Origin of the sequence: Micromonospora sp. LA-10 (genome assembly GCF_051853095.1) — a bacterium.
Taxonomy (GTDB): Bacteria; Actinomycetota; Actinomycetes; order Mycobacteriales; family Micromonosporaceae; genus Micromonospora; species Micromonospora echinospora_A.
This window is the reverse complement of sequence record NZ_CP195710.1, coordinates 6,424,084-6,447,944: the sequence shown is the minus strand read 5'-3', so window position 1 is coordinate 6,447,944 and position 23,861 is coordinate 6,424,084. Positions and strand designations below refer to the sequence as shown.

The window sequence follows — 23,861 nt, the reverse complement described above, 5'->3', positions numbered from 1 at the left end:
CGGTCAGCCCTTCACCGCGCCGATCAGCACGCCCTTGACGAAGTGCCGCTGGATGAACGGGTAGACCGCGACGATCGGCGCGACGGTCAGCACCACCACCGCCATCTTGACCGCCTCGGTCGGCGGCATGGTCACCCCGCTGCTGCCGCCGGAGGTGTGCGGGGCCTGCCCGGCCAGCAGGTAGCTCTGGAGCACCCGCTGGATCGGGTACATGTCGTTGCGGTCGATGAACAGCAACGCGTCGAACCAGACGTTCCAGTAGCTGACCGCGTAGAACAGGCCGACCACGGCGATCACCGCGCGGGACAGCGGCAGCACGATGCGCGCGAGCGTACGGAAGTCGCTCGCGCCGTCGATGCGGGCGCTGTCCAGCAGCTCCGACGGGATGCCCTGGAAGAACCCGCGCACCACGACCAGGTTGAACACGCTGATCGCCGGCGGCAGCACCAGCGCCCAGATGGTGTCCTTCAGGCCCAGGCCGGTGACCACCAGGTAGCGCGGCACCAGCGGCGGGTAGACCAGGAACGGGATCAGGAAGTACGCGAGCAGCCAGCGGTGCCCGAGCGAGCCGGGGCGGGACAGCCCGTACGCGGCCAGCACGGTGACCGTCAGCGCGATGGCGGTGCCGAAGACGGTGACGAGCGTGCTGATCCACAGCGCCCGGGTGACGGCGCCACCGGCGAAGATGGTCTCGTACGCCGAGGTGTCGATGCCGCGGGGCACGACCACCAGGCCACCGGCCCGCGCGATGGTCTCCCGCGAGGACAGGCTGGTCACCAGGATCACCCAGAGCGGGAACAGCACGCCCGCCACCATCAGGGTGAGCGCGACGGCCTTCAACCCCTGACCGAGGCGGGTGGGCGGTTCCTGCCACACCGGCCGGTGCTGTCGGTCGCCGGCGACCCGGCGGATGAGCGTGGTCATGACTTCGAGTAGATCCCTCGTTCGCCGAGCATGTGCGCCACGCGGTTGGCGGCCAGGATCAGCACCAGCCCGATGACGGCCTTGAAGAGTCCGGCCGCGGCGCCGTACCCGTAGTTCCCGGTGGCGATGGAGAAGTGGTAGACGAAGGTGTCGAGCACCTCGGCGGCCTGCCGGCCGACGGCGTCGCGTTGCAGCAGGAACTGCTCGAAGCCGACCGAGAGCGCGTCGCCCAGTCGCAGGATGAGCAGCAGCACGATCACCGGGCGCAGGCCGGGCAGCGTGATGTGCCACAGCCGCCGCCACCGGCCGGCGCCGTCCGCGGCGGCGGCCTCGTAGAGGTTCTGGTCGATTGTGGACAGCGCGGCCAGGAAGACGATGGTGCCCCAGCCGACGTCCTTCCACACCGCCTCGACGGTGACCAGCACGATGAACGTGTCCGGGTTGGTCATCACGTTCCACGGCTGCATGCCGGCTTCGCGCATGGTCTGGGCGAGGAGCCCCGCGCCGCCGAGCATCGCCACGAAGAACGTGACCACCAGGACCCAGCTGAAGAAGTGCGGCAGGTAGACGATGGTCTGGATGAGCCCGCGCAGCCGGCTGGACAGCAGGTTGTGCAGCGCGATGGCCAGCAGGATCGGCAGCGGGAAGAAGAAGACGAGCTGGAACGCGGTGATCGCCAGCGTGTTGCGGAACGCGTCCCAGAACGCCGGGTCGTCGAACAGCAGCTGGAACTGGCCGAAGCCGATCCAGTCGCTGTGCGCGAACGCCTGCCACGGGTTGTCGCCCAGGTAGGGGTTGTAGTCCTGGAACGCGATGACGTTGCCGGCGATCGGCAGGTAGCTGAAGATCAGCAGGATGAGGAAACCGGGCGCCACCATGGCGAGCAGCTGCCAGTCGCGGCGCAGCCGGGTGCGCAGCGGCACCCGGCGGCGCGGCGGGCGACGGCGCGGCGGGCGGCCCGGCGGGGCCGGGGCGTCCGGCCGGGCCCGCTCGGGCCCGGCCAGGACGGCCGGCTCGCTCACCGGCCCTCCTTGGACAGCGAGTCGGCGAGCAGCTTGCGGGCCTCCTCGCCGCCGCTCGCCTTCCACTCCCCGACGATGGCATCCACGTCGCTCATCGGCCGGCGGCCGCGCAGCACGTCGGTGAACTTGTCCTCGGTGGGCACCTGGTTGGCCTTGTAGGCGGCGGGCATCTCCAGCTTCACCCCGGCCCAGGGGTTGGGCTGCATGTGCTTGACCATCTCGTTGGAGTAGGCGAGCACGTCCGGCACGAAGCGCGGGGTGTCCGGGAACGGCCCGATGGTGGGGTTGCGGCCGCTGATGAAGAAGTACTGGTTGGCGATCTCCTTGAACGCCAGGTCGGTCTTGACCGGCCCGTTCGGCGACGGGTTGTGGTGCTTGCCCGCGACGCCGAAGTCCCGCAGCTGCGCCTCCTGGCTGCCCAGCGGCGCGGAGCACCAGTTGATGATCCGCAGCAGCTCCTGGACCCGGTCCTTGCCGAGGCCCTTCTTGACGAACGTGTAGGAGATCGGCTCGTCGTCGCCCCAGACCAGCGGGTCGCCGCCGGTGGCGGAGAAGATCGGCACCGGCTGGATGTTCAGCTTGGGGTTGGTCTTCTGGTGCTCGGCCTGGGCACCCTGCCAGAAGCCGACGCCGTCCTGGAGGAACACGATCGCGCCGTTCTTGGCGAACAGCTGCTTGGCGTCCGCGCCCTTGCTGGCCACGATGTCCGGGTGGACCAGGCCGTCGGCGTAGATCTTGGCCGTCACCTCCAGCGCGCGGCGGAACTCCTCGGTCTCGTACTTGAACTCGGGGGTGCCGTCGGACTTGACCCGCCATCCGCCCTTGTGGCCCGGCACCTTGTGGAACATCTGGATCATGGCGAAGACGTCGTTGAACGCCCACACCTTGCGCGCCGGGTCGGTGACCTGCTTGGCCGCGGCGAGCAGGTCGTCCAAGTTCGCCGGCACGGCCAGGCCGCGCGCGTCGAGGATGTCCTTGCGGGTGAACAGCGCCCACGGGAACGGTCCGTCGGTGGGGTTGGGCACGGACATGAGCCGCTCGTTCCAGACCGCGCGCCGCCAGGCCCCGGTGGGGAAGCTCGCCAGCATCGGGTACGCGGCGGCGGCGTCGCCGCTGAGGTGGTCGGTCAGGTCCTCGAAGAGCACCTTGATGGCCTCGGCGAAGCGCGGGATCTTCTCCACCTCCCACCCCGGTACGCACAGCAGGTCCGGCACGTCGCGCGCGCCGAGCATCGCGTTGAGCTTGTCGGCGTACGTGTTGCCGTCCTGGATGGTGAAGTTGACCGGCGTACCCAGCTCGGCGTTCACGGCCTGGAGGTAGGCGCTCTGTGCCACCCCGGGCGGGGCCGGGCCCCAGGCCGGGGTCATCGCGGTGACCTGCTTGCCGCTGGTGCCGGGCTTGTCGGTGATGGCGTCGACGAGGCTCGCCGGGTAGCGGGTGTAGCCGTCGGGCACCGGGCGGGTGCCCACGATGTCGGGCTTGACGCCGCCCGGCAGGTCCTTGCGGGTGGGCAGCACGCCGGAGACGGCGTCGAGGTTCTGGGCGGCGCCGGAGCCGGCCGGCTTCTCGGAGCAGCCGGCGAGCAGCGGGCCGGCGGTGGTGGCGGCCACGCCGAGGCCGACCAGGCCGAGGAAGCGACGGCGGGAAGAGCCCGGGTCGGGGTGGTGCGCGGTCATCGGTCCCCCTTCGGGAAGGGATGCGCAGTGGATTAGTTCGTATGGATGGTCAACAAACTAATCACGACCGTGAGCTTGCACAAGGGTGGACCGGGCGGGACGACGGGTCAGGCCGGGCAGCGGTCGGACAGCGCGTAGCGGGTGAGGACCACGTCACCGATCTGGCGCACCTCGACCACCCGGGCACGACGGCCCGGATGCCACGGGAAGCGGCCGTCCCCGACGAAGCGCGGCGCCCGCCCGTCCCCCACGAAGAACGGGGCGACCACCAGGTGCAGCTCGTCGGCCAGGCCGGCGGTGAGGAACTGGCGGTGCATCGAGCCGCCGCCCTCCACCATCAGGCGTGTCACCCCGCGCCCGGCCAGGTCGGCCACCATCGCCTCCGGGGTGGCCGGATCGCCCGCGTCGACCACCGTGGACACCGCGCCGACCTGCTCACGGGCCTTGTCCACCACGCCGCTCGGGCAGTAGACCAGCTTGAGCCCGTCACCCATGGTGAAGAACCGCGCCCCCGGATCGAGGTCGCCACTGCCGGTGACAGTCACCTTCACCGGCGACGAGGGCAGGCCGCGCGCCACCCGCTCGGCGCGCCGCCGCTCGCTGCGCACCAGCAGACGGGGATCGTCGCGGCGCACGGTGGCCGCGCCCACCAGGATCGCGTCGCACCCGGCCCGGGTCGCGTCGACCCGGTCCAGGTCGTCGTCGTTGGACAGCAGCAGCCGGTCGGTGGTCGCGTCGTCGATGTAGCCGTCGATCGACATCGCGCAGCTGAGCAGCACGTACGGGCGGGTGGTCACGGCACGAACGGCAGGTCGAGGGCGTGGTCGGCGCGGGTCACCTTGGCCGCCAGGTAACCGGCGTTCGCCGGCGACAGGTGCACGCCCGTGGACACCCGGTCGGCCACCGTCACGCCCAGCCGTTCGAGCTGGGCCGCCTTGTCCGGGTTGTTGCTGAGCAGGGCCACCCGGTCCACGCCCAGCGCGGCGAGCATCTGCGCGGCCACCGTGTAGTCGCGCTCGTCCGCGCCGCGCCCGAGCGCCAGGTTCGCCTCGTACGTGTCGAGGCCGTCGTCCTGCAGGGCGTACGCGTCGAGCTTGGCGTACAGGCCGATGCCCCGCCCCTCCTGCCGCAGGTAGAGCAGGTAGCCGCCGGCCTCGGCGATCCGCTCGACCGCCTCGCGCAACTGCGGCCCGCAGTCGCAGCGCTGGCTGCCGAACACGTCCCCGGTGAGGCACTCGCTGTGCGGGCGGACCAGCGGCGGGTCGGCGTCGACGTGCTCACCGAGCCCGAACGCCAGGTGCTCGCGTCCGTCGACGAGACCGTGGAAGGTGTGCACGCGCGCGGTCGTCACGTATCCGTCGGGGAACCGTAGCGGGACCGTCACGCGGGTCCGGACCGTCGCGGTGGGCAGGGTTTCGTCCATGGTTCTCCTGTCGTCCGGTCACCGGGCGGGCCCGGCGACGCACACCTCGCTCCCCCACCGTAGGCGGGATCACCGACAGTTGCCGGGCTCCCGCCGGGGCAGCCGCCGCGCCAGCAGCACCGCGGCGCCGGGCAGGCTGGCCACCAGCACCAGCGCGCCGTACACCGTGCCGGTCGCCACACCCTGCGCGGCGGTCAGCCCGGCCGAGGCGAACGCCCACGCGGCGACCCCCTCGCGCGGGCCGAACCCGCCCACGTTGAGCGGCACCGCCATGGCGAGCAGGGCGAGCAGCGTCAACGGCAGCAGCCGGGACAGCGGGGCGTCCGTCCCGGCGGTGCGGGCGGCCACCACGAACGTGGCCAGGTGGCCGGCGAACACCACTGTCGAGGCGATCAGCACACCGGCCCAGGTCCGGCGGCCCAGCACGCCGGAGCGCACGTCGGCGACCACGGTTCGGGCGGCCCGCGCCCAGCGGGACGCCCCGGAGCGGGGCACCGCGCGGGCGGCGAGCACCAGCGCCAGCGCCACCACGGCCAGGCCCGCTGCCAGCCACGGCAGGTACCGGCGCACCGGCGACGGGAACGCGGCGAGCAGCGCCACCGCGATGACCACCTGCACCACCTGCCCGGCGGTGCGCTCCCAGACCACCGCCCGTACGCCCCGGGCCACGTCCCCGGCGTCGCGGCCGTGCCGTACCGCCCGGTGCACGTCGCCGAGCACGCCACCGGGCAGTGTGGAGTTGAGGAAGATCGCCCGGTAGCAGTGCGCCACAGCGGCGCGCATCGGCAGCCGTACGCCCAGCCCACCGGCCACCAGCGACCAGCGCCAGGCGCAGCAGACGGTGGTGACCACGCCGATGCCGAGCGCGGCGGCCAGTGCCGGCGCGTCGATCAGGCGCAGCCCGGCCAGGAACGGACCGGTGCCCACTGACGCGACGAGCACGGCCAGCACGGCGAGCCCGAGCAGCGGACGTACCCAGGCCCCGCGGAACCAGGCTCGGCCCGCCCGGACCCGACGGGGCCGGGACGGCGCGGACGTGACGGCGGGTACGGGCCCGGCTACGGCGACGTGTGACAAACGGTCCTCCCTTGTTCCCACCGGTTGTCACGCGCCGGCGGCCGGTACGGTTCAGCCGGCGAGCAGGTCGGCGTGGTGCAGCACCACGTCAAGCCGTCCGGCGGCGGCTTCGGCGAGCCGCCACTTCTGATACGTCCCGGCGGGCCCGGACAGATGCGGTTGTTCCTCGACGGCCGCTGCGACCCAGCCGGTGAGCCATTCGGCGGCCAGCTCCGCCTGCTCCGGACCGAGCCGCCACGGGGTGGATCGCACCTGCGTCTCGACATCGTGGCGGGAGAACGCGGCCACGGCGGCGGCCACGGCGTCCGGTCCGAGCAGGGCCCGGCCGTCGACGGTGCGGCGCTGGTGGGCGTTGAACGCGGCGGTCAGCTCGGCGTCGAGCGGGTCCGGCGGGGTGAACTCGGTCCGCCCGGTCACGGTGAGCGCGAACAGCGTCGGGTGCCCGGCGCAGGCCGCCGCCATCCGCTCGACCTCCTCGGCGGTGAGCATGTCCAGCAGCGCCGACGCGGTGACCAGGTGCGCGTCGGCCAGGTCGGCGGCGGTCAGCCGGGTGATGTCCGAGTCGAGCGCGGTCACGGTGACCTCGGCCCCGTCGGCGGCGGTGAGTCGCGCCGAGCGGGCCAGCGCCAGCAGGTCCGCATCGCGTTCGTGCAGCACCCAGCGTTGCGGGCCGGGCAGGCGGGGCGCCAGCCAGCGGGCCATCGAGCCGGTGCCGCTGCCCAGGTCGTGCACGACGAGCGGCCGGCCGGCGGGCAGCCGGTCGCGGACCGCGTCGGCCAGCTCGGCGCTGCGGGCCGCCGCGTCGGCGGGCTCACGCAGCCGCAGCCAGTCCGCGAAGCCGGGCGGGAGTGAGGTGGTCATGCCGGTGTCGTCTCCTTCAGCGCCGTCGCCAGCCGGTCCACGGTGACCGGCCAGCCGGTGAGGGTGTCCCGCCGCTGCCGGGCGGCACGGCGCAGCCGGTCCCGCAGGCCGGGATCGGTGAGCCAGCGGCGCAGCGCCGCGGCGGTCGCGCCCGGGTCGTCCGGCGGCACGAGCAGGCCGGGCCGCTCGCCGCCGGGGGCGTGCCCGAGCGTGGCCGGCAGGCCGCCGGTGTCGCTGGCCAGCACCGGTACGCCCCGGGCCAGCGCCTCGGTGACCACCATGCCGTACGTCTCCCGCCGCGAGGGCTGGACCAGCAGATCGGCGGCGGCGTATGTGGCGGCCAGGTCGGGCCCGGTACGCGGGCCGGTGAGCCGGACCCGGCCACCCAGGCCGGTGGCGGCGAGCCGCCCGCGCAGCCGGTCGGCGAACGCCGGGTCCCGGTCCAGCGGTCCCACCCAGTCGCAGCTCCAGTTCAGGTCCGCCACCTCGGCGAGCGCGGCGGCGAGCACGTCGTGGCCCTTGACCGGGGTGACTGCGGCGACGCAGAGCAGCCGCCCCCCGCCGGGCGTGCCCGCGGCGACCGGCGCCGGGTCGACGCCGGGTGGGGCGACTGTCACCCGGTGCGGGGCCAGCGCGTACCGGTCGAGCAGGCGGCGCCGGGTCCACTCGCTGGTGGCGACCACGGCGGTGGCCGCCGCCAGCGACCGTGCCTCGGTCTCGCCCTCGATCGGCAGGTGCACCAGGACGACCAGGCGCAGCCGCGCGGCGTGCGGGGCGAGCACGTCCGGCACTGTGGAGGCGACCAGGCCGTCGAGCAGTACCGTCGCGCCGTCGGGCAGCCCGCCGAGCAGGCCGGCCAGGTCGGCGTGCTCCCGTGGCCCGGGGTGCGGCCAGCCGCCGGGCACCCGGTGTTCCCGGACCGTCCAGCCCCGTTCGGCCAGGCCACGGCAGACGTGACGGTCGTAGGCGTTGCCGCCGCTGGGGTCCGCCGGGTCGTCGATGTCACCCGGCAGCACCACGTGGACGACTGTCATCCGGTCAGAGCGACCGCTCGTAGCTCGCCCACGCGATGTGTGACTCGTGCAGGGTGACGGTGATCCCGGTCAGACCGCGCGCCCCCTCCCCCAGCCGGCCGGCCGCCACCGCGTCGGCGAGGCGGTCGGCCACCGTGCGGGCCAGCACCTCGGTGGTGGTGTTCACGCCGGTGAAGGCGGACTCGTCGTCGAGATTGCGGTAGTTCAGCTCACCGAGCACGGCCTTGAGCTGCTCGGTGGCCAGCCCGATGTCGACCACGATCCCGTCGTCGTCCAGCTCCGGGCGACGGAACGTGGCGTCGACGACGAACGTCGCGCCGTGCAGCCGCTGGGCCGGGCCGAAGACCTCGCCGCGGAAGCTGTGGGCGACCATGATGTGGTCCCGGACTGTCACGCTGAACACGTTCACTCCTCGCCGTAGGTGATGAGATGACACAGCGCCGGAAGACGGCCCGAGGCGAGCCGGTCCAGCACGTCGGGCAGGTCGTCGAAGCGGGACCGGCCGGTGATCAGGGCGTCGAACGCCGGGTCGGCGAGCAGGTCCAGGGCGAGCGCGAGCCGGTCGGCGTAGCTGCGGTCGGCGCGGCGGGGCGACACCGTGCCGACCTGGCTGCTGCGGATGCCCAGCCGTCGCGAGTGGAACGCGCCGCCGAGCGCGAGCGTGACGGGCCGGTCGCCGTACCAGCTCAGCTCCAGCACGGTGCCCTCGGGACGCAGCAGTTCCAGGCCGCGTTGCAGCCCGTCGGCGGTGGCGCTGGCGTGCACCACCAGGTCGCGCTCGCCGGCCGCGTCGGCGGGTGCGGCGAAGTCGGCGCCGAGCGCGGCGGCCACCTCGGCGCGGGCCGGGTCGGCGTCGACCAGTTCGACCCGGACGCCCGGGAAGCGGGCCAGCAGCGCGGTGACCGCGCAGCCGACCATCCCGCCGCCGATCACCGTGACCCGGTCGCCGACCAGCGGCGCGGCGTCCCAGAGCGCGTTCACCGCGGTCTCCACCGTGCCGGCCAGCACCGCACGTTCGGCCGGCACGCCGTCCGGCACGACTGTCACGGCGTCGGCCGGGACCACGTACGCGCTCTGGTGCGGGTACAGGCAGAAGACGGTACGGCCGAGCAGCCGCTCGTCGCCCGCCTCGACAGTGCCGACGTTGAGGTAGCCGTACTTGACCGGGGCGGGGAAGTCGCCCTCCTGGAACGGCGCGCGCATCGCGGCGTGCTGGTCGGCCGGGACACGGCCGGTGAACACGAGCGTCTCGGTGCCCCGGCTGACGCCGGAGAAGCGGGTACGCACGAGCACCTCACCCGGGCCGGGCGGGGCGAGGCGGACCGGCCGGATCTCACCCTCACCGGGGGCGCGGAGCCAGAACGCGTGGGCGTCGACCGTCACGAACTCTCCTCTTCCCCGCATTCCGACCGAGTTGTCGATCATAAACACGGAAGCGGGGCGTCCACGGTTCGAACCGCCCGCGACGTGATCTCAGGCGGCGCGCCGGCGCTCCTCCTCCGTACGCCAGGTCGCGGGCTCGTCGTGCTCGGCGTCGAGGTCCCCGGCCAGGCGCATGGCGCGGTGGGCGGCGGTCAGCGCGTCGCACGGCGCGGGCCGCCCGTCGCACAGCAGGCTCTCGCACCGGCCCGAGTCGTCGGGCTGGTGGGCGGCGGCCACGTCGTAGGCGGCACGCCACAGCAACGGGTCGGTGACGCCCCGTGGCAGGGCGGCGTCCTGACTGGACCTGATCCGCATCGTCTCGGGCACCGTGTTCCCCTTTGCGTCGTCGCTACCGTCCCAGTGACCGGTAGAGCGCACGTCAAACCTCTCACCTGCGCACATGTCCTGGCCAGCGGTGTTCGTCACGCCGGATAGGCGCGCGTCTCGGCTGCCTTGACCGCCGCCCAGACCGGCCGACCGGGGATCAGCCCGAGGTGCGCCGCGGCGGCAGGCGTGACGTCGGCGGCCACCTCCACCGGCCCGGCGAGCTGCACGCGCAGGTTGTCACCGTGTCGTTGCACTCCGGTCACCGTGGCCGCCCACACGTTGCGCGGGCTGCCCTCGGGCCGGGCCGGGTGCAGCGCGACGGCGGCCGGCGGGTACGCGACGAACGCGTCACCGTGGACGGTGTCGGCGGTGGTGAGCGTCAGCTCACCGACGGTGACCGCGCGCCCGTCGGCGCGGCCCCGGTGCAGGTTCAGCCCGACCAGCCGGGCCACGTAGTCGGTGCGCGGCCGGGCCGTGACGGTGGCCGCGTCGCCTTCCTGCACCACCCGGCCGTCTTCCACGATGACCAGCCGGTCGGCGAGCACCAGGGCGTCGAGGGGATCGTGGGTGACCAGCAGCGTCGCGCCGGGGTGCGCGCCGAGGTGTCGCTGGAGTTCGGCGCGGGTGTCCAGCCGGGTCCGCGCGTCGAGTGCGGCCAGGGGCTCGTCGAGCAGCAGCAGGGCCGGCTCGACGGCGAGCGCGCGGGCCAGCGCGACGCGCTGCGCCTGCCCGCCGGAGAGCTGCCGGGGCCGGCGCCGGGCCTGGTCGCCGAGGCCGACGCGGTCCAGCCACGCCTGGGCGTGGGCGCGGGCGGCGCGTTTGTCGGCGCCCCGGCGGCGCGGCCCGAACGCCACGTTGTCCAGCGCGCTCAGGTGCGGGAACAGCAGATAGTCCTGGAACACGACGCCGACCGGCCGCCGTTCCGGTGGCGTCCACACCCGCCGGTCCGGCCGGTCCAGGTCGGCGCCGTCGAGCGTGACGTGCCCGGCGGTGAGCGGGTGCAGCCCGGCGAGCACCCGCAGCGCGGTCGTCTTGCCGGCGCCGTTGGGGCCGAGCAGCGCCACCACCTCGCCGGCGGCGATGCGCAGCCGCACGTCCAGGGCGAACCCGTCCCGCTCCGCGACCAGGTGCGCGTCCAGCAGCAAGCTCATGTGTGGCCGACCCATTTGTCGCGCATCGCGGCGAGGATGACCACGGAGACGGTGAGCAGGATCAGACTCAGCACGATCGCGGCCTGCAGGTCGGTCTCCAGCGCCAGGTAGACCGCGAGCGGCATGGTCTGGGTGCGGCCGGGATAGTTGCCGGCGAACGTGATGGTGGCGCCGAACTCGCCGAGCGCGCGGGCCCAGCAGAGCACCGCCCCGGCTGCCACGCCCGGGGCGACGAGCGGCAGCGTGACCCGGGTGAACGTGGTGAACCGCCCGGCGCCGAGCGTGGCGGCGGCCTCCTCGTACCGGGGGTCGGCGCCGCGCAGCGCGCCCTCGACGGCGATGACCAGGAACGGCATGGCCACGAACGCCTCGGCCAGCACCACCCCGGCGGTGGTGAACGGCAGCGTCACCCCGAACGTCTCGTCCAGCCACGACCCGATCAGCCCGCGCCGGCCGAAGACCAGCAGCAGCGCCACGCCGCCGACCACCGGCGGCAGCACCAGCGGCACCGTGACCAGTGCCCGGACCAGCCGCCGGCCGGGGAACTCGACGCGGGCCAGCAGCCACGCCAGGGGTACGCCGAGCGCGACGCAGAGCAGCGTGGCGACGGTGGCGGTCTCCAGCGACAGCCGCAGCGCGGTGAGCACACCCGGTTCGGTCAGCCGCCGGGGCAGTGTGGTCCAGGGCGCCCGCAGCAGCAGGCCGGCCAGCGGCAGGACGAGGAACGCCAGGCCCAGCCCGGCGGGCACGAGCAGGGCGACCGGCACCCGCTGCCGGCGTACCGTGCGGCTCATGCGCCGGGCGGGGCCTGGAACCCGGCGGCGGTGAGCACGGCGAGCCCGGCGTCGGAGCGGACGAAGTCGACGAACGCGCGGGCGCCGGCCGGGTTGCCGGCGGCGCGCAGCACCACGATCGGGTAGTCGTTCACCGCGCGCGCGGACTCGGGGAACTCGACGGCGTCGAGCCCGGGGGCGGCGCGGACGTCGGTGCGGTAGACCAGCGCGGCGTCGACCTCGCCGAGACGCAGCTTGGCCAGCGCGCCCTTGACGTCCTGTTCGAGCGTGGCGGGGGTGAGCCGCACGCCGGCGGCGTCCAGCGCGGTGCGCGCGGCGGCGCCGCAGGGCACCTGCTCGGCGCAGAGCGCCACCTTGACGCCGGGGCGGGCGAGGTCGGCCAGGCCGCCGACCCGGGCCGGGTTGCCACGGGGTACGGCGACGACGAGCTGGTTGCGGACCAGCACCGTCGGCTCGCCGGCGGCGTCACCGGCGTCGGTGACGGTCTTCATGGTGGCCGGGGAGGCGGCGGCGAACACGTCGGCGGGCGCGCCCTGGCTGATCTGGGTGGCGAGCCCGGAGCTGCCGCCGAAGTTGAACGTGACGGTGCGGCCGGGGTGGGCGGCCTCGTAGTCCTTGCCGAGTTTGGTGAACGACTCGGTGAGCGAGGCGGCGGCGAACACCGTCACCGGGCCGGCGCCGTCGGGCCCGGCCGGGGTGTCCGCGTCGCCGCAGCCGGTCAGGCCGAGCGCCGCCACCAGCGCGCCGGCGAGGGCGGCGCGCATCCACCGTACGGTCACGGGCTGGTCCTTCCCCTGGGGGTGGCTCGCTCGACCACGACGGTGGTCGACTTGATCACGGCGACGGCGACGGAGCCGACCTGGAGGTCGAGGTCGTCGACGGCCTCGCGGCTCATCAGCGACACCACCCGGAACGGCCCGGCCTGGATGTCCACCTGGGCCATCACGGTGTCCTTGACCACTGCGGTGACGATGCCGCGCAGCCGGTTGCGGGCCGAGGACAGCTCGGGGTGGCCGGGGGCGCGGACGAACGCGGCGACGTCGGCGCCGTCGAGCACCCGGTGGCCGTGCTCGTCGCGGGTGGCCGGCAGTTTGCCGGCGTCGATCCAGCGGCGGACCGTGTCCGCGCTGACCCCGAGCAGTTCGGCGGCCTCGCCGATCCGGAACACCGTCACCGGCTCACCCTAGCGGTGTGCAGGTGCGAGCGGGAAGGGGCATATCCGCTCGCACCCGCGAGCCCTTCGGCGGCTGCGACCCTGGAACTGCGGATCAGTCGGCCGGCGCGATCCGCACCCGGCGCAGCAGTTGGGCGTTGAGCGCCACCACGATGGTCGAGGCGGACATCAGCACCGCGCCCAGCGCCGGGCTGAGCGCGATCCCGGCCCACGCGAGGACACCGGCGGCGAGCGGGATAGCGACCACGTTATAGCCGGCCGCCCAGGCCAGGTTCTGCCGCATCTTCCGGTACGAGGCGCGGGACAGCCGGATCACGCCGCCGACGCCGCGCGGGTCGGAGCCGGCCAGCACCACCCCGGCGGACTCGATCGCCACGTCGGTGCCCGCGCCGATGGCCAGCCCGACGTCGGCGCGCGCGAGCGCCGGGGCGTCGTTCACGCCGTCGCCGACCATCGCCACTGTGAGCCCGCGATCGCGCAGCTCGGCCACCGCCTTGTCCTTGTCGGCGGGGAGCACCTCGGCGAAGACCTCGTCGACGCCGGGCCGGAACCCGAGGTCGGCGGCGACCGCCTCGGCGACCGGGCGGGCATCCCCGGTGATCATCACGATCTTGCGTACGCCGAGCTCGCGCAGCTCGGCCACGGCGGCCCGCGCCTCCGGGCGGACCTGGTCCTCCAGCGCGAACGCGGCTGTCACCTCCGGCGGGCCGCCCTCCGGCAGCCGGACCAGGTGCAGCACGGCGGCGCCCCGGCCCGACCATTCCTCGGCCGCGCGGCGCAGGTCGTCCGGCACCGGGGCGTCCAGTTCGCGCAGCAGGGCCGGGCCGCCGACCGCCCAGTCCACGCCGTCCACGGTGGCCCGCACGCCCCGGCCGGTCAGCGCCCGGAAGCCACGCGCGGCGGGACGGGCGCCTCGGGCGTCGGCGGCGGCGACCAGCGCCCGGGCCAGCGGGTGTTCGCTGTCGGCCTCCACCGCGCCGGCCAGGGCCAGGGCGGCGCCGGAGTCCAGCCCGCCGGTGGTGGCCACGCCGGTCACCGTGTGCCGGCCGGTGGTGAGCGTGCCGGTCTTGTCGAACAGGACGGTGTCGACGGTGCGCATCCGCTCCAGCGCCAGCCGGTCCTTGACCAGGATGCCGGCGCGGGCCGACAGCGCTGTGGACAGCGCCACCACCAGCGGAATGGCCAGTCCGAGCGCGTGCGGGCAGGCGATCACCAGCACGGTGACGGTGCGTACCACCGCCTGGTCGGGGTCGCCGAGCAGCGCCCAGACCGCGAACGTCGCCAGGCCGGCGAACGCCGCCAGGTAGAACAGCAGCGCGGCGAACCGGTCGGCGAGCACCTGCGCGCGCCCGCCGGAGGCCTGCGCCTGCGCGACGAGCCGCCCGATGCCGGCCAGCGCGGTGTCCGCGCCGACCGCCTCGACGCGTACCCGAAGGGTGGAGTCGGTGGCGACGGTGCCGGCGACCACCCGGTCCCCGGCGGCGCGGGGCACCGGCCGTGACTCGCCGGTGATCATCGACTCGTCCAGTTCGGCGGCGCCCTCGACGATCCGCCCGTCGGCCGGCACCCGCCCGCCGGGGCGCACCAGCACCAGGTCGTCCACCCGCAGCTCGGCGACCGGCACCCGCTGCGGACGCCCGGCGTCGTCGAGGCGTTCGGCGTCGTCGGGCAGCAGCGCCGCGAGCGCGCCGAGCGCGCCCCGCGCCTGCCCGACCGCCCGCATCTCCTGCCAGTGGCCGAGCAGCATGATGGTGACCAGCGCGGCCAGCTCCCACCAGAAGTCCAGGTCGAACAGGCCGAGGCTGGTGGCGGCCGAGGCGAGGTAGGCGACCACTATCGCCATCGAGATCAGCAGCATCATGCCGGGGGTACGCTCGCGCAGCTCCCGCAGCCCGCCGGTGAGGAACGGCCAGCCGCCGTAGGCGAAAACCACGGTGCCGAGCACCGGCCCGACCCAGCTCACGCCGGGAAAGTCCAGGGAGTAGCCGAACCAGTCCATCACCATGTGACTCGTGGCGACGAGCGGCACGGTCAGGGCCAGGCTCAGCCAGAACCGGCGGCGGAACTGCTCCGGGTCGTGCCCGGCGTGCGCGCCGTGGCCGCCGCCGTGATCGGTGCCGTGGCCGCCGTGGTGACCGGGTGAGTGTTCCATCGGGCGTCACCTCCGCCGACCACAATACCCCCTGGGGGTAATGTCGCGGCGGGTGATCAGCGCTGCGGACGGGCGCCCACGCTCGGCCGGTCCGCCGGAGGGCGACCCTGCCAGGGCCAGCGGCCGTCCAGCTCCACTTCGAGGGAGAAGCTGAGGAACGTGCGGACCAGCACGATCAGCGCCAGCACGCCGACGCTGGTGAACGTGGGCGACACCGCGACGGTCCGGATGATGTCGCCGCCGACCAGGAACTCCAGGCCGAGCAGGATGGCCCGGCCCACCCCCTGCCGGTACGCGCGGTAATGCGCCACCACCTGCCGGGTCCGGGCGCAGCGCACCGCGAACACCGCCGTGGCGACCGCGACCCCGACCGCGATCACCAGCACCCCGGCCAGGTCCAGCAGCGCCCCGACGTGCTGGACGATCTCCTTCGTCGGCACCCGGCACCCCCGCACCAGCCTCGCGTACGGCCGGTCCCGGGGACGGCGTTTCCGCGCTCCCGCCACCCGGAGGGCGGGAGCGCGGAGGCCTGCTCAGTCCTGCGCCTGCCAGCGGTAGAAGACGGTGGCCACCGAGTCCTGCGGGCCCTGCCACAGCTCCGGCCGGTACGGCTCGATGTACGGGCCGAGGTCCTGCATCACCTTGCCGAATGCGGGCTTGTCGCCGTGCCGGTCGCGGGTGGCCTCGGCCGCCGACGTCTCCTGTTCCAGCAGGTGCACGTAGACGTCGTCGATGGAGTAGAGCCAGCGCCCGGTGACTCCGAGGTCGGTCGGGAGCGACCCGGCGTCGGACTCGCCGAAGACCCGCGCCACGTCCGGCTCGGCGCCGGGCTTGATCCGCCCGACGATGACGGTGAGCGTGGTGTCGGCGGGTGGCTCGCCCTCGGGCGCCCAGTGGTAGAACTCCTTGGCCACCGAGTCCGACGGGTTCTTCCAGTAGCGCGGGTACGGGGTGACGTACGGGCCGATCTCCTCGGCGATCTTCTGGAAGGCGGGCAGGCCACGGGTCTGCCCGGAGATCCGCGGGTCCTGCTCCCGTTCGATCACGTGCAGGTAGAGGTCGTGGTGGGACAGCAGGTACCGGCCGATGACGCCCAGGTCCTGCGGCCGGGTGGCCTGGTCGTAGTGGCCGAACACGTCGCCGACGATCTGCTCGCTGCCGGGGACCATGTGACAGACGATCACGTTGCGGAAGACCATGACTGCTCCTTGGTGGGTGGGTCCGGACGGCGTCGCCGTCAGGCGGTGAAGGTGACCGGCAGTTCCAGCAGGCCGCGGAACGGCGAGGCGGCGGGCAGCCGGCGCACCTCGGCGAGCGGCACGCCCAGGCGCAGTCCGGGCAGCCGGCGCAGGAGCGCGCCGAGCGCCAGCTCGGCCTCCATCCGGGCCAGCGAGACGCCCAGGCAGTAGTGGACGCCGTGACCGAACCCGAGGTGCGGGCCCCGGACCCGGCGCAGGTCCAGCCGGTCCGGGTCGGCGAAGTGCGCCGGGTCGTGGTTGGCCGCGTTGATCGCCACTCCGACGATCGCGCCGCGCGGGATGCGTACGCCCTGGTAGTCGACGTCCTCGGTGGCGATGCGCGGGCTGGCCACGGGCAGCGGCCCGTCGAACCGGAGCAGCTCCTCGATCGCGGCCGGCAGCAGCCGCGGCGTGGCGCGCAGCAGTTCCAGCTGCTCGGGGTGGGTGAGCAGGGCCAGCACGGCGTTGCCGAGGAAGTCGGCGGTGGTCTGGTGCCCGGCGAACAGCAGCAGGAACGTGGTGGTGACCAGCTCCGCCTCGGACAGCGTCCCGTCCTGGTCGACGGCCTTGATGAGCGCGCCGATGATGTCGTCGGCCGGGTCGTCGCGCTTGGCGCGGACCAGTCCGGCCAGGTAGTGGTGCAGCCGCAGCTGGGCCTCCTGCACCGCCGCCCGCTCCTGTTCCGGCGGGCGGCTGGTGGAGCCGGAGGTGCGGATGACCTGGGTCCAGTCCAGCACCCGCCCGTGGTCGGCCGGCGGTACGCCGAGCAGCTCGCAGATGACTGTCATCGGCAGCGGGATGGCGAAGTCGTGCATCAGGTCCGCCTCGCCGTGCGGGGCCATCTTGTCGATGAGCTGGTCGACGATGGTGGCCACCCGGGGGCGCAGCGCCTCGATCCGCCGGGGCGCGAACGCCTGCGACACCACCCGGCGCAGGCGGGTGTGCTCCGGCGGGTCGGAGTTGAGCATGTTGCGGTTCAGGCCCTCGGAGTTCGGGCCGAAAATCTTCAGGTAGTGCTGCTCCGGGCCGTACAGGTCCTTGGACAGGCGCGGGTCGGTCAGCGCGGTGCGCGCGTCGTCGAAGCGGGTGATCAGCCAGGAGTCGAAGCGCGGCGAGCCGACCGGGCAGACCGGCCGTTCGGCGCGCAGCCGCGCCAGCGCGGGGTACGGGTCGGCCGCGAACGCGTCGGTGTACAGCTCGCTCGCCGGCATCACGTCGTCGCTCATCGCCCCTCCCCCGGCCCGCCGGCCACGCTGTGCAGCACCTGGTAGGTGTGCCGGTCGGCGGACTCGCGCAGCTCCCGGATGACGCGCAGCAGCCGGTCGCGGTGCGCGCTGCGGCCGAACGCGTCCAGCCGCTCGCGGTCGGCCCAGTCGCTGATGACCAGGTAGCTGCGCGGGTCGTCGGCATCGCGGACCAGGTCCTGGTGCAGGCAGCCGTCCAGCGTGCGGATCTCCTCGGCGGCGCTGAGCCACTCGGCCTCGAAACGCTCCTCGCAGCCCTCCCGGGTCCGCATCGCCAGCACGGTCCGGACCCGGCTCACCGCGCGCTCCCGAACACCAGGTGCAGGTGCTTGCGCAGCGCGTCCGGGTCGACCGGCGCGCCCCGGAACCCGATGTGCCCGTCCGGGCGGATCAGGTACAGGCCGGTGCCGGACAGGCCGTACCCGGCGCGGAAGCGGCGCTCGGCGTCGCGCACCACGGGCGGGTCGAGCAGTCGCGGCTCGTCGGCGTCCGGGTCGAGCAGCAGGTACGCGTCGAGTTCCCCGCCGGCGAGGCGGCGCGCGTCGGCGCACAGGCCGGTGAACGCGGCCAGCTCCGCGGCGTCGGCCGTGCCGTCGGCGTAGAGCAGCAGCGTGTGCCGGGTGCCCCGGGTCAGGTCGCGCAGCCGCAGCGGGTGGCCGACGCCGCGCCGGAGCAGCCCGTCGACGTCCGGCGCGCGGTCGCCGGGGCGGGGCGCGTCACCGAGCGCGGCCGGGTCGGCGACGGTCTCCCCGACCAGTGGGCTGCTCGCGTAACTGAGCAGCATGGACATCTCCTGGAGGAACTGCCGTTCCAGGTCGGCCCGGTCGACCTCCTCGGTGCCGGCCATCCGTACCGCCCGGCCGACGATCTCCTCGCCCTCCGGCCGCCGCTCGGTCTCGTAGCTGTCCAGCAGCCCGGGCGCGGCGAGCCCGCGTACCGCCAGCGCGAGTTTCCAGGCCAGGTTCCAGGCGTCCTGGATGCCGGTGTTCATGCCCTGGCCCCCGGCGGGCGGGTGCAGGTGGGCGGCGTCCCCGGCGACGAAGATCCGGCCGTCGCGGTAGCGGTCGACGATGCCGTGGCTGATCCGGAACACCGACGACCAGCGCAGGTTGCTCGCCCGGGTGCCGGGTGGCGCGAGGCGGTCCAGCGCGGCCTGCACGTCGGAGATGGTCGGCTCGTCGAGTTCCTCGCTGAACCCGGGCGGGGCGTCGCGCCCGCCGGTCTGGGCGAAGAACCGGGGCGGGGCGAGGGTGGCGATGCGGTAGCGGTGCTCGCCGCGCAGCGGCACGCAGACGAGCATCCCGTCCATCTGCCCGTCGGTCACGTGCAGGAACCGCAGCAGGTGCCCGTCCGGCATGTCCCAGTCGACGTCGACGTCCACCAGCATGAACAGCTGCGGGAAGCGGCCCAGCCCGCCGGTGAAGGTGAGCCCGAGCCGCTCCCGGACCCGGCTGTGCGCGCCGTCGGCGCCGACGACGTACCGGGCGCGTACCGTCTCGGTGCCGCCGTCGGCGGTGCGGACGGTGGCTGTGACGCCGTCGGCGTCCTGGGTGAGGTCGACCAGTTCGGCGCCGCGCCGCGGGCGCACCCCGAGGGTGGCCAGCCGGTCGGTGAGGATGCGCTCGGTCTCGTACTGCGGCAGGCCGAGGTGGGCGTACGGCAGGCTGGGCAGCTCCCAGCTCATCCGATGGGTCTGCGCGCCGTTGACGAAGACCATGTTGCCGGTGAGCCAGATGCCGGCGTCCATGGCCTCCCGGACGACGCCCTGCTCCTCCCAGATCTCCATGGTGCGGCAGTGCACGCCGATCGCCTTGTCGGCGTGCCCGGGCGGGGTGGCCTGCTTGTCGATCACCAGGCAGTCGATGCCCCGCCGGGCCAGCTCGACGGCGGCGGTCAGCCCGGTGGGCCCCGCCCCGACGACGAGTACGTCTGTTGTCCTGTGCACGTCGGCCTCCCAGCCCGTGGTGGGGTGACGGCGGCCGTCCGCGTCGGGCACGACGTGGAACAGGCGACGCCGGATGTCGAGAAGGAACGGGGCGATCGGCCCGGCCTGCGCGGAGGCGTGAGCCGGGTCGCCGATCCAGGCGAGGAACGGAGCGGCCCCGTCCCACTCGGCGAAGATGTGGTGGATGTCCGAGCCGGGTTCGCGCAGCAGCTGCTCGCGGCGGTAGCCGGGTATCGCGCTCATCCGCCGTACCACCTCGGGGTAGCCCCTGTGGAACTCGGCGAGCCGGTCGCGCGGCACTGTGAGCTCGACGTCCACGTAGACCGGGCCCTCGCCGTCCCCGGTCTCGCGCAGCGGCGGATAGCTCGGGCCGTCCGCCGGTTCGGTGAGCGGCTGGAGCAGACCGGCCAGGCGGGCCGCCACCGGCCCGCGCCGGTACGCGCGCAGCGCCGCCTCGTCGGCCCATTCGGTGACGACGACGAAGCCGCGCGGGTCCAGGGCGTCGCGGAGCAACTCGTGCCGGAGGTTGCCGGCCAGCGCGCCGAGCTGTCCCGCCACGGTTTCGAAGGCGGGCCCGACGGCGGGCTCACACCCCGGACGCGCGCGCAGCCGGAGCATCGTCCTGATCATGCAGCCCCCTCGAACCGTGCCGTCGTCGTGCCGCGACCCTGCCGCAGCCCGCGTCACCCGGTCGTCACCGTCGCCCGGCCGCACGTCCGGTCCCGGTGACGCCGCCGCGACGCTCGGCAGTTGTTGCAAAACTATGGCAACAAGCCTCGACAGGCGCCCCGCCGGTAACTATCGTCGGCGACATGACTCCTTACGACTTGGACGTACGCGCCTGGCAGGAGAGCTGGGACCGGCAGCAGGAGGCATTCATGCCGGACCGGGAGCACCGCTTCACCACGATGCTCGACGCCGTCGAGGCGGTCGCGGACGACCGGCCGCCGCGCGTGCTCGACCTGGCCGGCGGCACCGGCTCGATCAGCCTGCGGGCGCTGGCCCGCCGGCCCGACGCCGAGGTGACGGTGCTCGACCTCGACCCGGTGCTGCTCACCCTCGCCGAGGCGGCGCTTGCCGGACGGGCCACTGTGGTGACCGCCGACCTCAACAGCTCCGGCTGGGCCGCCGCGCTGCCGCACCGGGACTACGACGCCGTGCTCACCGCCACGGCCCTGCACTGGGTGGACGGCCCGCGCCTGGCGCAGCTCTACCGCGAGATCCGTGACGTGCTGCGTCCCGGCGGCGTGTTCGTCAACGCCGACCACATGCCCGACGACGCGATGCCGACGCTCACCGCGCGGCTCGGCGCACGGACGCGGGCACGCCGGGACGCCCGGTACGGCGCCGGCGCGGCGCTGTCCTGGCCGGACTGGTGGGCGCGGGCGGCAGAGGACCCGGTGCTCGGCCCGCTGGTGGAGAAGCGGCGGCAGATCTATCCGACCGGGCACAGCCCGGAGTGGAGCCCGCCCGCGGCGTGGCACCTGGACGCGCTGCGCGCGGCCGGCTTCGCCGAGGCCGGCGTGCTCTGGCGGGGCGGCCCGGACGCCGCGGTGGCCGCGCTGCGCTGAACCGGCGGCGCGCCCGGCAGGCGCCACGCGGGCGCGACGGTCAGGCCAGCAGGCGGGCCAGTTCGGTGCGGGAGCGCACGCCCAACCGGTGGAAGACGTTGCGCAGGTGATGGTCGACGGTCCGGGTGGACAGCGACATCCGGGTGGCGATCTCCCGGTTGGTCGCCCCCTGCGCGACCAGCCGGGCGATGTGCAGCTGCTGACCGGTCAGCAGCTGCTCCGCACCGTTCGGCACCGGCCCGACCGACTCCCCCGCCGCGCGCAGCTCCTCGCCCGCCCGGTCGGCCCAGACGGTCGCGCCGAGCAGCGTGAACGTCTCCCGCGCGCGGTGCAGGTGGGCCCGGGCGTCGCGGGGGCGGCGCCGGCGGCGCAGCTCGCGGCCGAACAGCAGCTCGGTGCGGGCGCGCTCGAACCGGTCGGTGTCGGCCGGATGCAGCCACAGCGCCATGTGGAACTCCCGCTCGGCCTCCGGGCCGCCCCGGGGCGCGAGCAGCGCGCGGCACCGCGCCGCCAGGGCGCGCCGCGACGGGCTCGCCGTGCTGCTGGCCCAGTGGTCGAACACGGCGAGCGCGGCGGCCGGGCGCCCGCCGTCCTGGGCGGCGGCCTCCACCAGGTACGGCGTGGCCATCACCTGCACCAGCACCTGCCCCCGGCCGGTGCCGGTGCGGGCCAGCCCGGACAGCCGGGCGACCGCGTCGGCGTACCGGCCGTCGATGAGGTCCAGCACGCCGAGCGCCCATCTGGCGTACGCGTCCGGCCGGCTCCCGGGCGCGGCGCCGTCGCCGATCTCGGCGATCCGGGCCAGCGCGCCGGCCCGGTCGGCGCGTACCGCGGCCAGCACCGCGAGGATGCCGAGGTGCACCTGGGCGCAGGCGTGCTGGCCGGTGTCGCGGGCGGCGCGCACGCCCTCGCGGGCGGTCTCCGCCGCCGCCTCGTGCCGGCCCAGCCAGTACTCGGCGACGGCCCGCAGCTCCAGCGCCCGGGGCAGCAGGGACAGCTCGCCGCGCGAGCGGGCGACGTCGACCGCCCGGCCGGCGAGCCGGTGCGCGGGGCCGTCCACCGCCACCAGCAACGCCGCCGCGGCGGCGCAGACCAGCGCGCCCGGAGTGAGCGCGGGCCCGGCCAGCCGGCCGCCGAGGACGACGACCCGGCGCAGCGCCGGACCGCCACGCGCGTGGTCGCCGCGCAGGGTCGCCCCGACGCCCGCCGCGAAGGTGGCCAGCAGGTCCAGATCGGGCGGGTCGCCGGGCCGCCGCAGCGCCTCGGCGCGGCGCGCCACCTCGGCGTAGCGGAACTGGTCACCGGTGACGCAGATGGCCTCGCCGGCGCGGACCAGCGCGAGCAGGGCGGAGCGGCGGTCGGCCGGCGCGACCGCGTCGGCGGCGGCCAGCAGCGTGGCGACCGCGTCGGCCGGCGCGTCGCACCGCAGCTGCATGTCGCCCCGCACCAGTTCGGCCGGGCCGTGCGCGGGGCCGCCGGTCAGGCGCCGCAGCAGCCCCCGGGCCTGTTCCGGGTCGCCGGCGGTCCAGGCGCAGCGGGCCGCCGCCACGGTCAGCTCGGCCGCCCGCCCGGGGTCGGCGGTCAGCTCGGCGGCGCGGCGCAGCGCGGTGGCCGCGGCGGCGCGGTCGGACGCCCCGTCCACAGCCGCCGCCAGCTCGGCGGCGAGCACGTCGGCCGGGCAGTCGGGGGCGGTGGCATGGCGCAGCGCGCGGCCCAGCGGCCCGCCGGCGAGCGTGCCGGCGAGCAGCAGGTGCGCCGCGCGCAGGTCGGCCAGCGGCGCGACGGCGGTGATCATCGTGCGGGCGAGTGGGTGCGAGAACGTCACCCCGCCGGGCCCGGTCCGCAGCAGCCCGGCCGCCTCGGCCGGGGCGAGCGCCTCCACAGTCAGGCCGGCGGACCAGGCGGCGCGCACCAGCGTGCCCGGGTCGTCGCCGTGGTCGAGCGCGGCGAGCAGCACCATCCGCCGGGTCGGCGCGGGCAACCGGTCGAGGCGGGCCCGGTACGCGGCGGCGAGCGCGCCGTCCACCGGCGGCGTGCCGGGCAATGGCACCTCGCCGCGCCACTGGGCCGGGGTGAGCGTGGCGGCCAGGTCGGCCAGCGCCGCCGGGCTGCCGCCGCTGAGCGCGGCCAGCGCGGCGGCCACCGGCGCGGATGGACGGTGGCCGCGGTCGGCGAGCATCGCGTGACACTCGTCGGCGTCCAGCGGGCGCAGCCGGTGCGCCGGCACCCCGTCGACTGTGGCCGGGGCGGTAGCGGTCAGCAGCACCGCCACCGGCAGCCGGCGCAGCCGGCGCGCCACCACGGCGAGCGTCCAGGCGCTCTGCCGGTCGCCGATGTCGAGGTCGTCCACCGTGCACAGCAGCGGCCGGTCCCCGGCCACGGCGGCGAGCATGGAGCGGACCGCCGCGGCGAGGGCCAGCCGCTGGTCGGCCGGGCAGCCGTCGCCGCCGAGCACGCGGCGCAGCAGCCGCCGCTGCCGCACCGGCAGCGCGGTGTCCGCGTCCAGCACTGGGTCGAGCAGGCGGTGCAGCCCGGCGTAGGGCAGCGTCGACTCGTCGGCCAGGCCGGCGCCGGTGAGCACCGTGCGGCCCGTCGCCCACCGACGGGCGTACGCCAGCAGGGCGCTGCGCCCGGCGCCGGGCGGCCCGTGGAACAGCAGCGCGCCGCCGGAGTCCCGGTCGAGGAGCCGGCGGATCGCGTCGCACTCGTCGTCCCGGCCCCGGAGGTCTATATGCACTGTCGATGCAGAAAGCATGCGTGCAGTGTCACAGATGGGCAACCCGTCGGAAAAGAGGCAGACATGCTGCCGGGGTGGTCGTCGCGACG

General features: G+C 74.9%; 23 protein-coding genes. 1 reads left to right on the top strand and 22 read right to left on the bottom strand.

From position 1 onward, the window contains the following. Window positions 1–3: 3 nt before the first annotated feature. The 21 genes from ACSDG8_RS29830 to ACSDG8_RS29730 form a co-directional block, all read right to left on the bottom strand. On the bottom strand, window positions 4–924 hold the full coding sequence (locus tag ACSDG8_RS29830; RefSeq protein WP_210895243.1) for a carbohydrate ABC transporter permease: 921 nt from the start codon (window positions 922–924) through the stop codon (window positions 4–6). Further along, a complete protein-coding gene (locus ACSDG8_RS29825; protein ID WP_210895244.1) occupies window positions 921–1,946 on the bottom strand; it encodes an ABC transporter permease in 1,026 nt (341 codons plus the stop codon). The genes ACSDG8_RS29830 and ACSDG8_RS29825 overlap by 4 nt, the downstream gene beginning before the upstream one ends. Further along, on the bottom strand, window positions 1,943–3,622 hold the full coding sequence (locus tag ACSDG8_RS29820; protein ID WP_210895245.1) for an extracellular solute-binding protein: 1,680 nt from the start codon (window positions 3,620–3,622) through the stop codon (window positions 1,943–1,945). Before ACSDG8_RS29820 ends, ACSDG8_RS29825 begins: the two co-directional genes overlap by 4 nt. 107 nt (window positions 3,623–3,729) lie before the next feature. Beyond that, window positions 3,730–4,419: a RibD family protein gene (locus ACSDG8_RS29815; protein ID WP_210895246.1), complete on the bottom strand. Its 690-nt coding sequence runs from the start codon at window positions 4,417–4,419 to the stop codon at window positions 3,730–3,732. Continuing rightward, complete coding sequence (locus ACSDG8_RS29810; RefSeq protein WP_210895247.1) at window positions 4,416–5,045, bottom strand: GTP cyclohydrolase II; 630 nt, start codon at window positions 5,043–5,045, stop codon at window positions 4,416–4,418. The genes ACSDG8_RS29815 and ACSDG8_RS29810 overlap by 4 nt, the downstream gene beginning before the upstream one ends. A gap of 69 nt (window positions 5,046–5,114) precedes the next feature. After that, complete coding sequence (locus ACSDG8_RS29805) at window positions 5,115–6,011, bottom strand: lysylphosphatidylglycerol synthase transmembrane domain-containing protein (protein WP_247678732.1); 897 nt, start codon at window positions 6,009–6,011, stop codon at window positions 5,115–5,117. 162 nt (window positions 6,012–6,173) lie between these two features. Further along, complete coding sequence (locus ACSDG8_RS29800; RefSeq protein ID WP_439427468.1) at window positions 6,174–6,983, bottom strand: SAM-dependent methyltransferase; 810 nt, start codon at window positions 6,981–6,983, stop codon at window positions 6,174–6,176. Continuing rightward, window positions 6,980–8,017, bottom strand: coding sequence for a glycosyltransferase family 4 protein (locus ACSDG8_RS29795; protein WP_439427467.1), 1,038 nt, complete (start codon window positions 8,015–8,017; stop codon window positions 6,980–6,982). The genes ACSDG8_RS29800 and ACSDG8_RS29795 overlap by 4 nt, the downstream gene beginning before the upstream one ends. Window positions 8,018–8,021: 4 nt before the next feature. Further along, window positions 8,022–8,420, bottom strand: a complete 399-nt coding sequence (locus ACSDG8_RS29790) for a 6-pyruvoyl trahydropterin synthase family protein (RefSeq protein WP_030499242.1) — start codon at window positions 8,418–8,420, stop codon at window positions 8,022–8,024. 2 nt (window positions 8,421–8,422) lie between these two features. Further along, window positions 8,423–9,442, bottom strand: a complete 1,020-nt coding sequence (locus ACSDG8_RS29785; protein WP_439428081.1) for a zinc-dependent alcohol dehydrogenase — start codon at window positions 9,440–9,442, stop codon at window positions 8,423–8,425. A 48-nt stretch (window positions 9,443–9,490) separates the two neighbouring features. After that, a complete protein-coding gene (locus ACSDG8_RS29780) occupies window positions 9,491–9,766 on the bottom strand; it encodes a hypothetical protein (RefSeq protein ID WP_210895252.1) in 276 nt (91 codons plus the stop codon). 95 nt (window positions 9,767–9,861) lie between these two features. Further along, on the bottom strand, window positions 9,862–10,917 hold the full coding sequence (locus ACSDG8_RS29775; RefSeq protein ID WP_374223548.1) for an ABC transporter ATP-binding protein: 1,056 nt from the start codon (window positions 10,915–10,917) through the stop codon (window positions 9,862–9,864). Further along, window positions 10,914–11,711: an ABC transporter permease gene (locus tag ACSDG8_RS29770; RefSeq protein WP_210895254.1), complete on the bottom strand. Its 798-nt coding sequence runs from the start codon at window positions 11,709–11,711 to the stop codon at window positions 10,914–10,916. The genes ACSDG8_RS29775 and ACSDG8_RS29770 overlap by 4 nt, the downstream gene beginning before the upstream one ends. After that, on the bottom strand, window positions 11,708–12,475 hold the full coding sequence (gene modA / locus ACSDG8_RS29765; RefSeq protein ID WP_210895323.1) for a molybdate ABC transporter substrate-binding protein: 768 nt from the start codon (window positions 12,473–12,475) through the stop codon (window positions 11,708–11,710). Before modA ends, ACSDG8_RS29770 begins: the two co-directional genes overlap by 4 nt. 11 nt (window positions 12,476–12,486) lie before the next feature. Continuing rightward, the gene (locus ACSDG8_RS29760) at window positions 12,487–12,885 is read right to left on the bottom strand and encodes a TOBE domain-containing protein (protein ID WP_210895255.1); all 399 of its coding nucleotides are present in this window, start codon (window positions 12,883–12,885) and stop codon (window positions 12,487–12,489) included. A 94-nt stretch (window positions 12,886–12,979) separates the two neighbouring features. After that, a complete protein-coding gene (locus tag ACSDG8_RS29755; RefSeq protein ID WP_439427466.1) occupies window positions 12,980–15,037 on the bottom strand; it encodes a heavy metal translocating P-type ATPase in 2,058 nt (685 codons plus the stop codon). Between the two features lie 56 nt (window positions 15,038–15,093). Beyond that, window positions 15,094–15,477 carry a DUF1622 domain-containing protein gene (locus ACSDG8_RS29750; protein WP_013286772.1) on the bottom strand — a complete coding sequence of 128 codons (384 nt, stop codon included), beginning with the start codon at window positions 15,475–15,477 and terminating at the stop codon, window positions 15,094–15,096. 93 nt (window positions 15,478–15,570) lie between these two features. Then, entirely contained in the window at window positions 15,571–16,236 is a 666-nt protein-coding gene (locus ACSDG8_RS29745; RefSeq protein WP_439427465.1) for a TcmI family type II polyketide cyclase, read from the bottom strand. 38 nt (window positions 16,237–16,274) lie between these two features. Continuing rightward, the gene (locus ACSDG8_RS29740) at window positions 16,275–17,501 is read right to left on the bottom strand and encodes a cytochrome P450 family protein (protein ID WP_439427464.1); all 1,227 of its coding nucleotides are present in this window, start codon (window positions 17,499–17,501) and stop codon (window positions 16,275–16,277) included. Next, the gene (locus ACSDG8_RS29735; RefSeq protein WP_210895259.1) at window positions 17,498–17,818 is read right to left on the bottom strand and encodes a putative quinol monooxygenase; all 321 of its coding nucleotides are present in this window, start codon (window positions 17,816–17,818) and stop codon (window positions 17,498–17,500) included. The genes ACSDG8_RS29740 and ACSDG8_RS29735 overlap by 4 nt, the downstream gene beginning before the upstream one ends. Next, window positions 17,815–20,094, bottom strand: coding sequence for an FAD-dependent oxidoreductase (locus tag ACSDG8_RS29730; protein ID WP_210895260.1), 2,280 nt, complete (start codon window positions 20,092–20,094; stop codon window positions 17,815–17,817). Before ACSDG8_RS29730 ends, ACSDG8_RS29735 begins: the two co-directional genes overlap by 4 nt. Window positions 20,095–20,276: 182 nt before the next feature. Here ACSDG8_RS29730 and ACSDG8_RS29725 point away from each other — a divergent pair, with 182 nt between their 5' ends. Then, window positions 20,277–21,035, top strand: a complete 759-nt coding sequence (locus tag ACSDG8_RS29725) for a class I SAM-dependent methyltransferase (RefSeq protein WP_439427463.1) — start codon at window positions 20,277–20,279, stop codon at window positions 21,033–21,035. Between the two features lie 40 nt (window positions 21,036–21,075). Here the strand turns inward: ACSDG8_RS29725 and ACSDG8_RS29720 are convergent, their stop codons facing one another. Next, window positions 21,076–23,772: a LuxR C-terminal-related transcriptional regulator gene (locus tag ACSDG8_RS29720; protein ID WP_439427462.1), complete on the bottom strand. Its 2,697-nt coding sequence runs from the start codon at window positions 23,770–23,772 to the stop codon at window positions 21,076–21,078. Between the last annotated feature and the right edge of the window lie 89 nt (window positions 23,773–23,861).

Bases quoted from the DNA above. Each gene is read 5' to 3' on its own strand.
- ACSDG8_RS29755 (WP_439427466.1), bottom strand. From the start codon at position 15,037: ATGGAACACTCACCCGGTCACCACGGCGGCCACGGCACCGATCACGGC.
- ACSDG8_RS29795 (WP_439427467.1), bottom strand. From the start codon at position 8,017: ATGACAGTCGTCCACGTGGTGCTGCCGGGTGACATCGACGACCCGGCG.
- ACSDG8_RS29740 (WP_439427464.1), bottom strand. From the start codon at position 17,501: ATGAGCGACGACGTGATGCCGGCGAGCGAGCTGTACACCGACGCGTTC.
- ACSDG8_RS29820 (WP_210895245.1), bottom strand. From the start codon at position 3,622: ATGACCGCGCACCACCCCGACCCGGGCTCTTCCCGCCGTCGCTTCCTC.
- ACSDG8_RS29785 (WP_439428081.1), bottom strand. From the start codon at position 9,442: ATGATCGACAACTCGGTCGGAATGCGGGGAAGAGGAGAGTTCGTGACG.
- ACSDG8_RS29770 (WP_210895254.1), bottom strand. From the start codon at position 11,711: ATGAGCCGCACGGTACGCCGGCAGCGGGTGCCGGTCGCCCTGCTCGTG.
- ACSDG8_RS29775 (WP_374223548.1), bottom strand. From the start codon at position 10,917: ATGAGCTTGCTGCTGGACGCGCACCTGGTCGCGGAGCGGGACGGGTTC.
- ACSDG8_RS29745 (WP_439427465.1), bottom strand. From the start codon at position 16,236: ATGGTCTTCCGCAACGTGATCGTCTGTCACATGGTCCCCGGCAGCGAG.
- ACSDG8_RS29830 (WP_210895243.1), bottom strand. From the start codon at position 924: ATGACCACGCTCATCCGCCGGGTCGCCGGCGACCGACAGCACCGGCCG.
- ACSDG8_RS29725 (WP_439427463.1), top strand. From the start codon at position 20,277: ATGACTCCTTACGACTTGGACGTACGCGCCTGGCAGGAGAGCTGGGAC.
- ACSDG8_RS29800 (WP_439427468.1), bottom strand. From the start codon at position 6,983: ATGACCACCTCACTCCCGCCCGGCTTCGCGGACTGGCTGCGGCTGCGT.
- ACSDG8_RS29730 (WP_210895260.1), bottom strand. From the start codon at position 20,094: ATGATCAGGACGATGCTCCGGCTGCGCGCGCGTCCGGGGTGTGAGCCC.
- ACSDG8_RS29810 (WP_210895247.1), bottom strand. From the start codon at position 5,045: ATGGACGAAACCCTGCCCACCGCGACGGTCCGGACCCGCGTGACGGTC.
- modA (WP_210895323.1), bottom strand. From the start codon at position 12,475: ATGCGCGCCGCCCTCGCCGGCGCGCTGGTGGCGGCGCTCGGCCTGACC.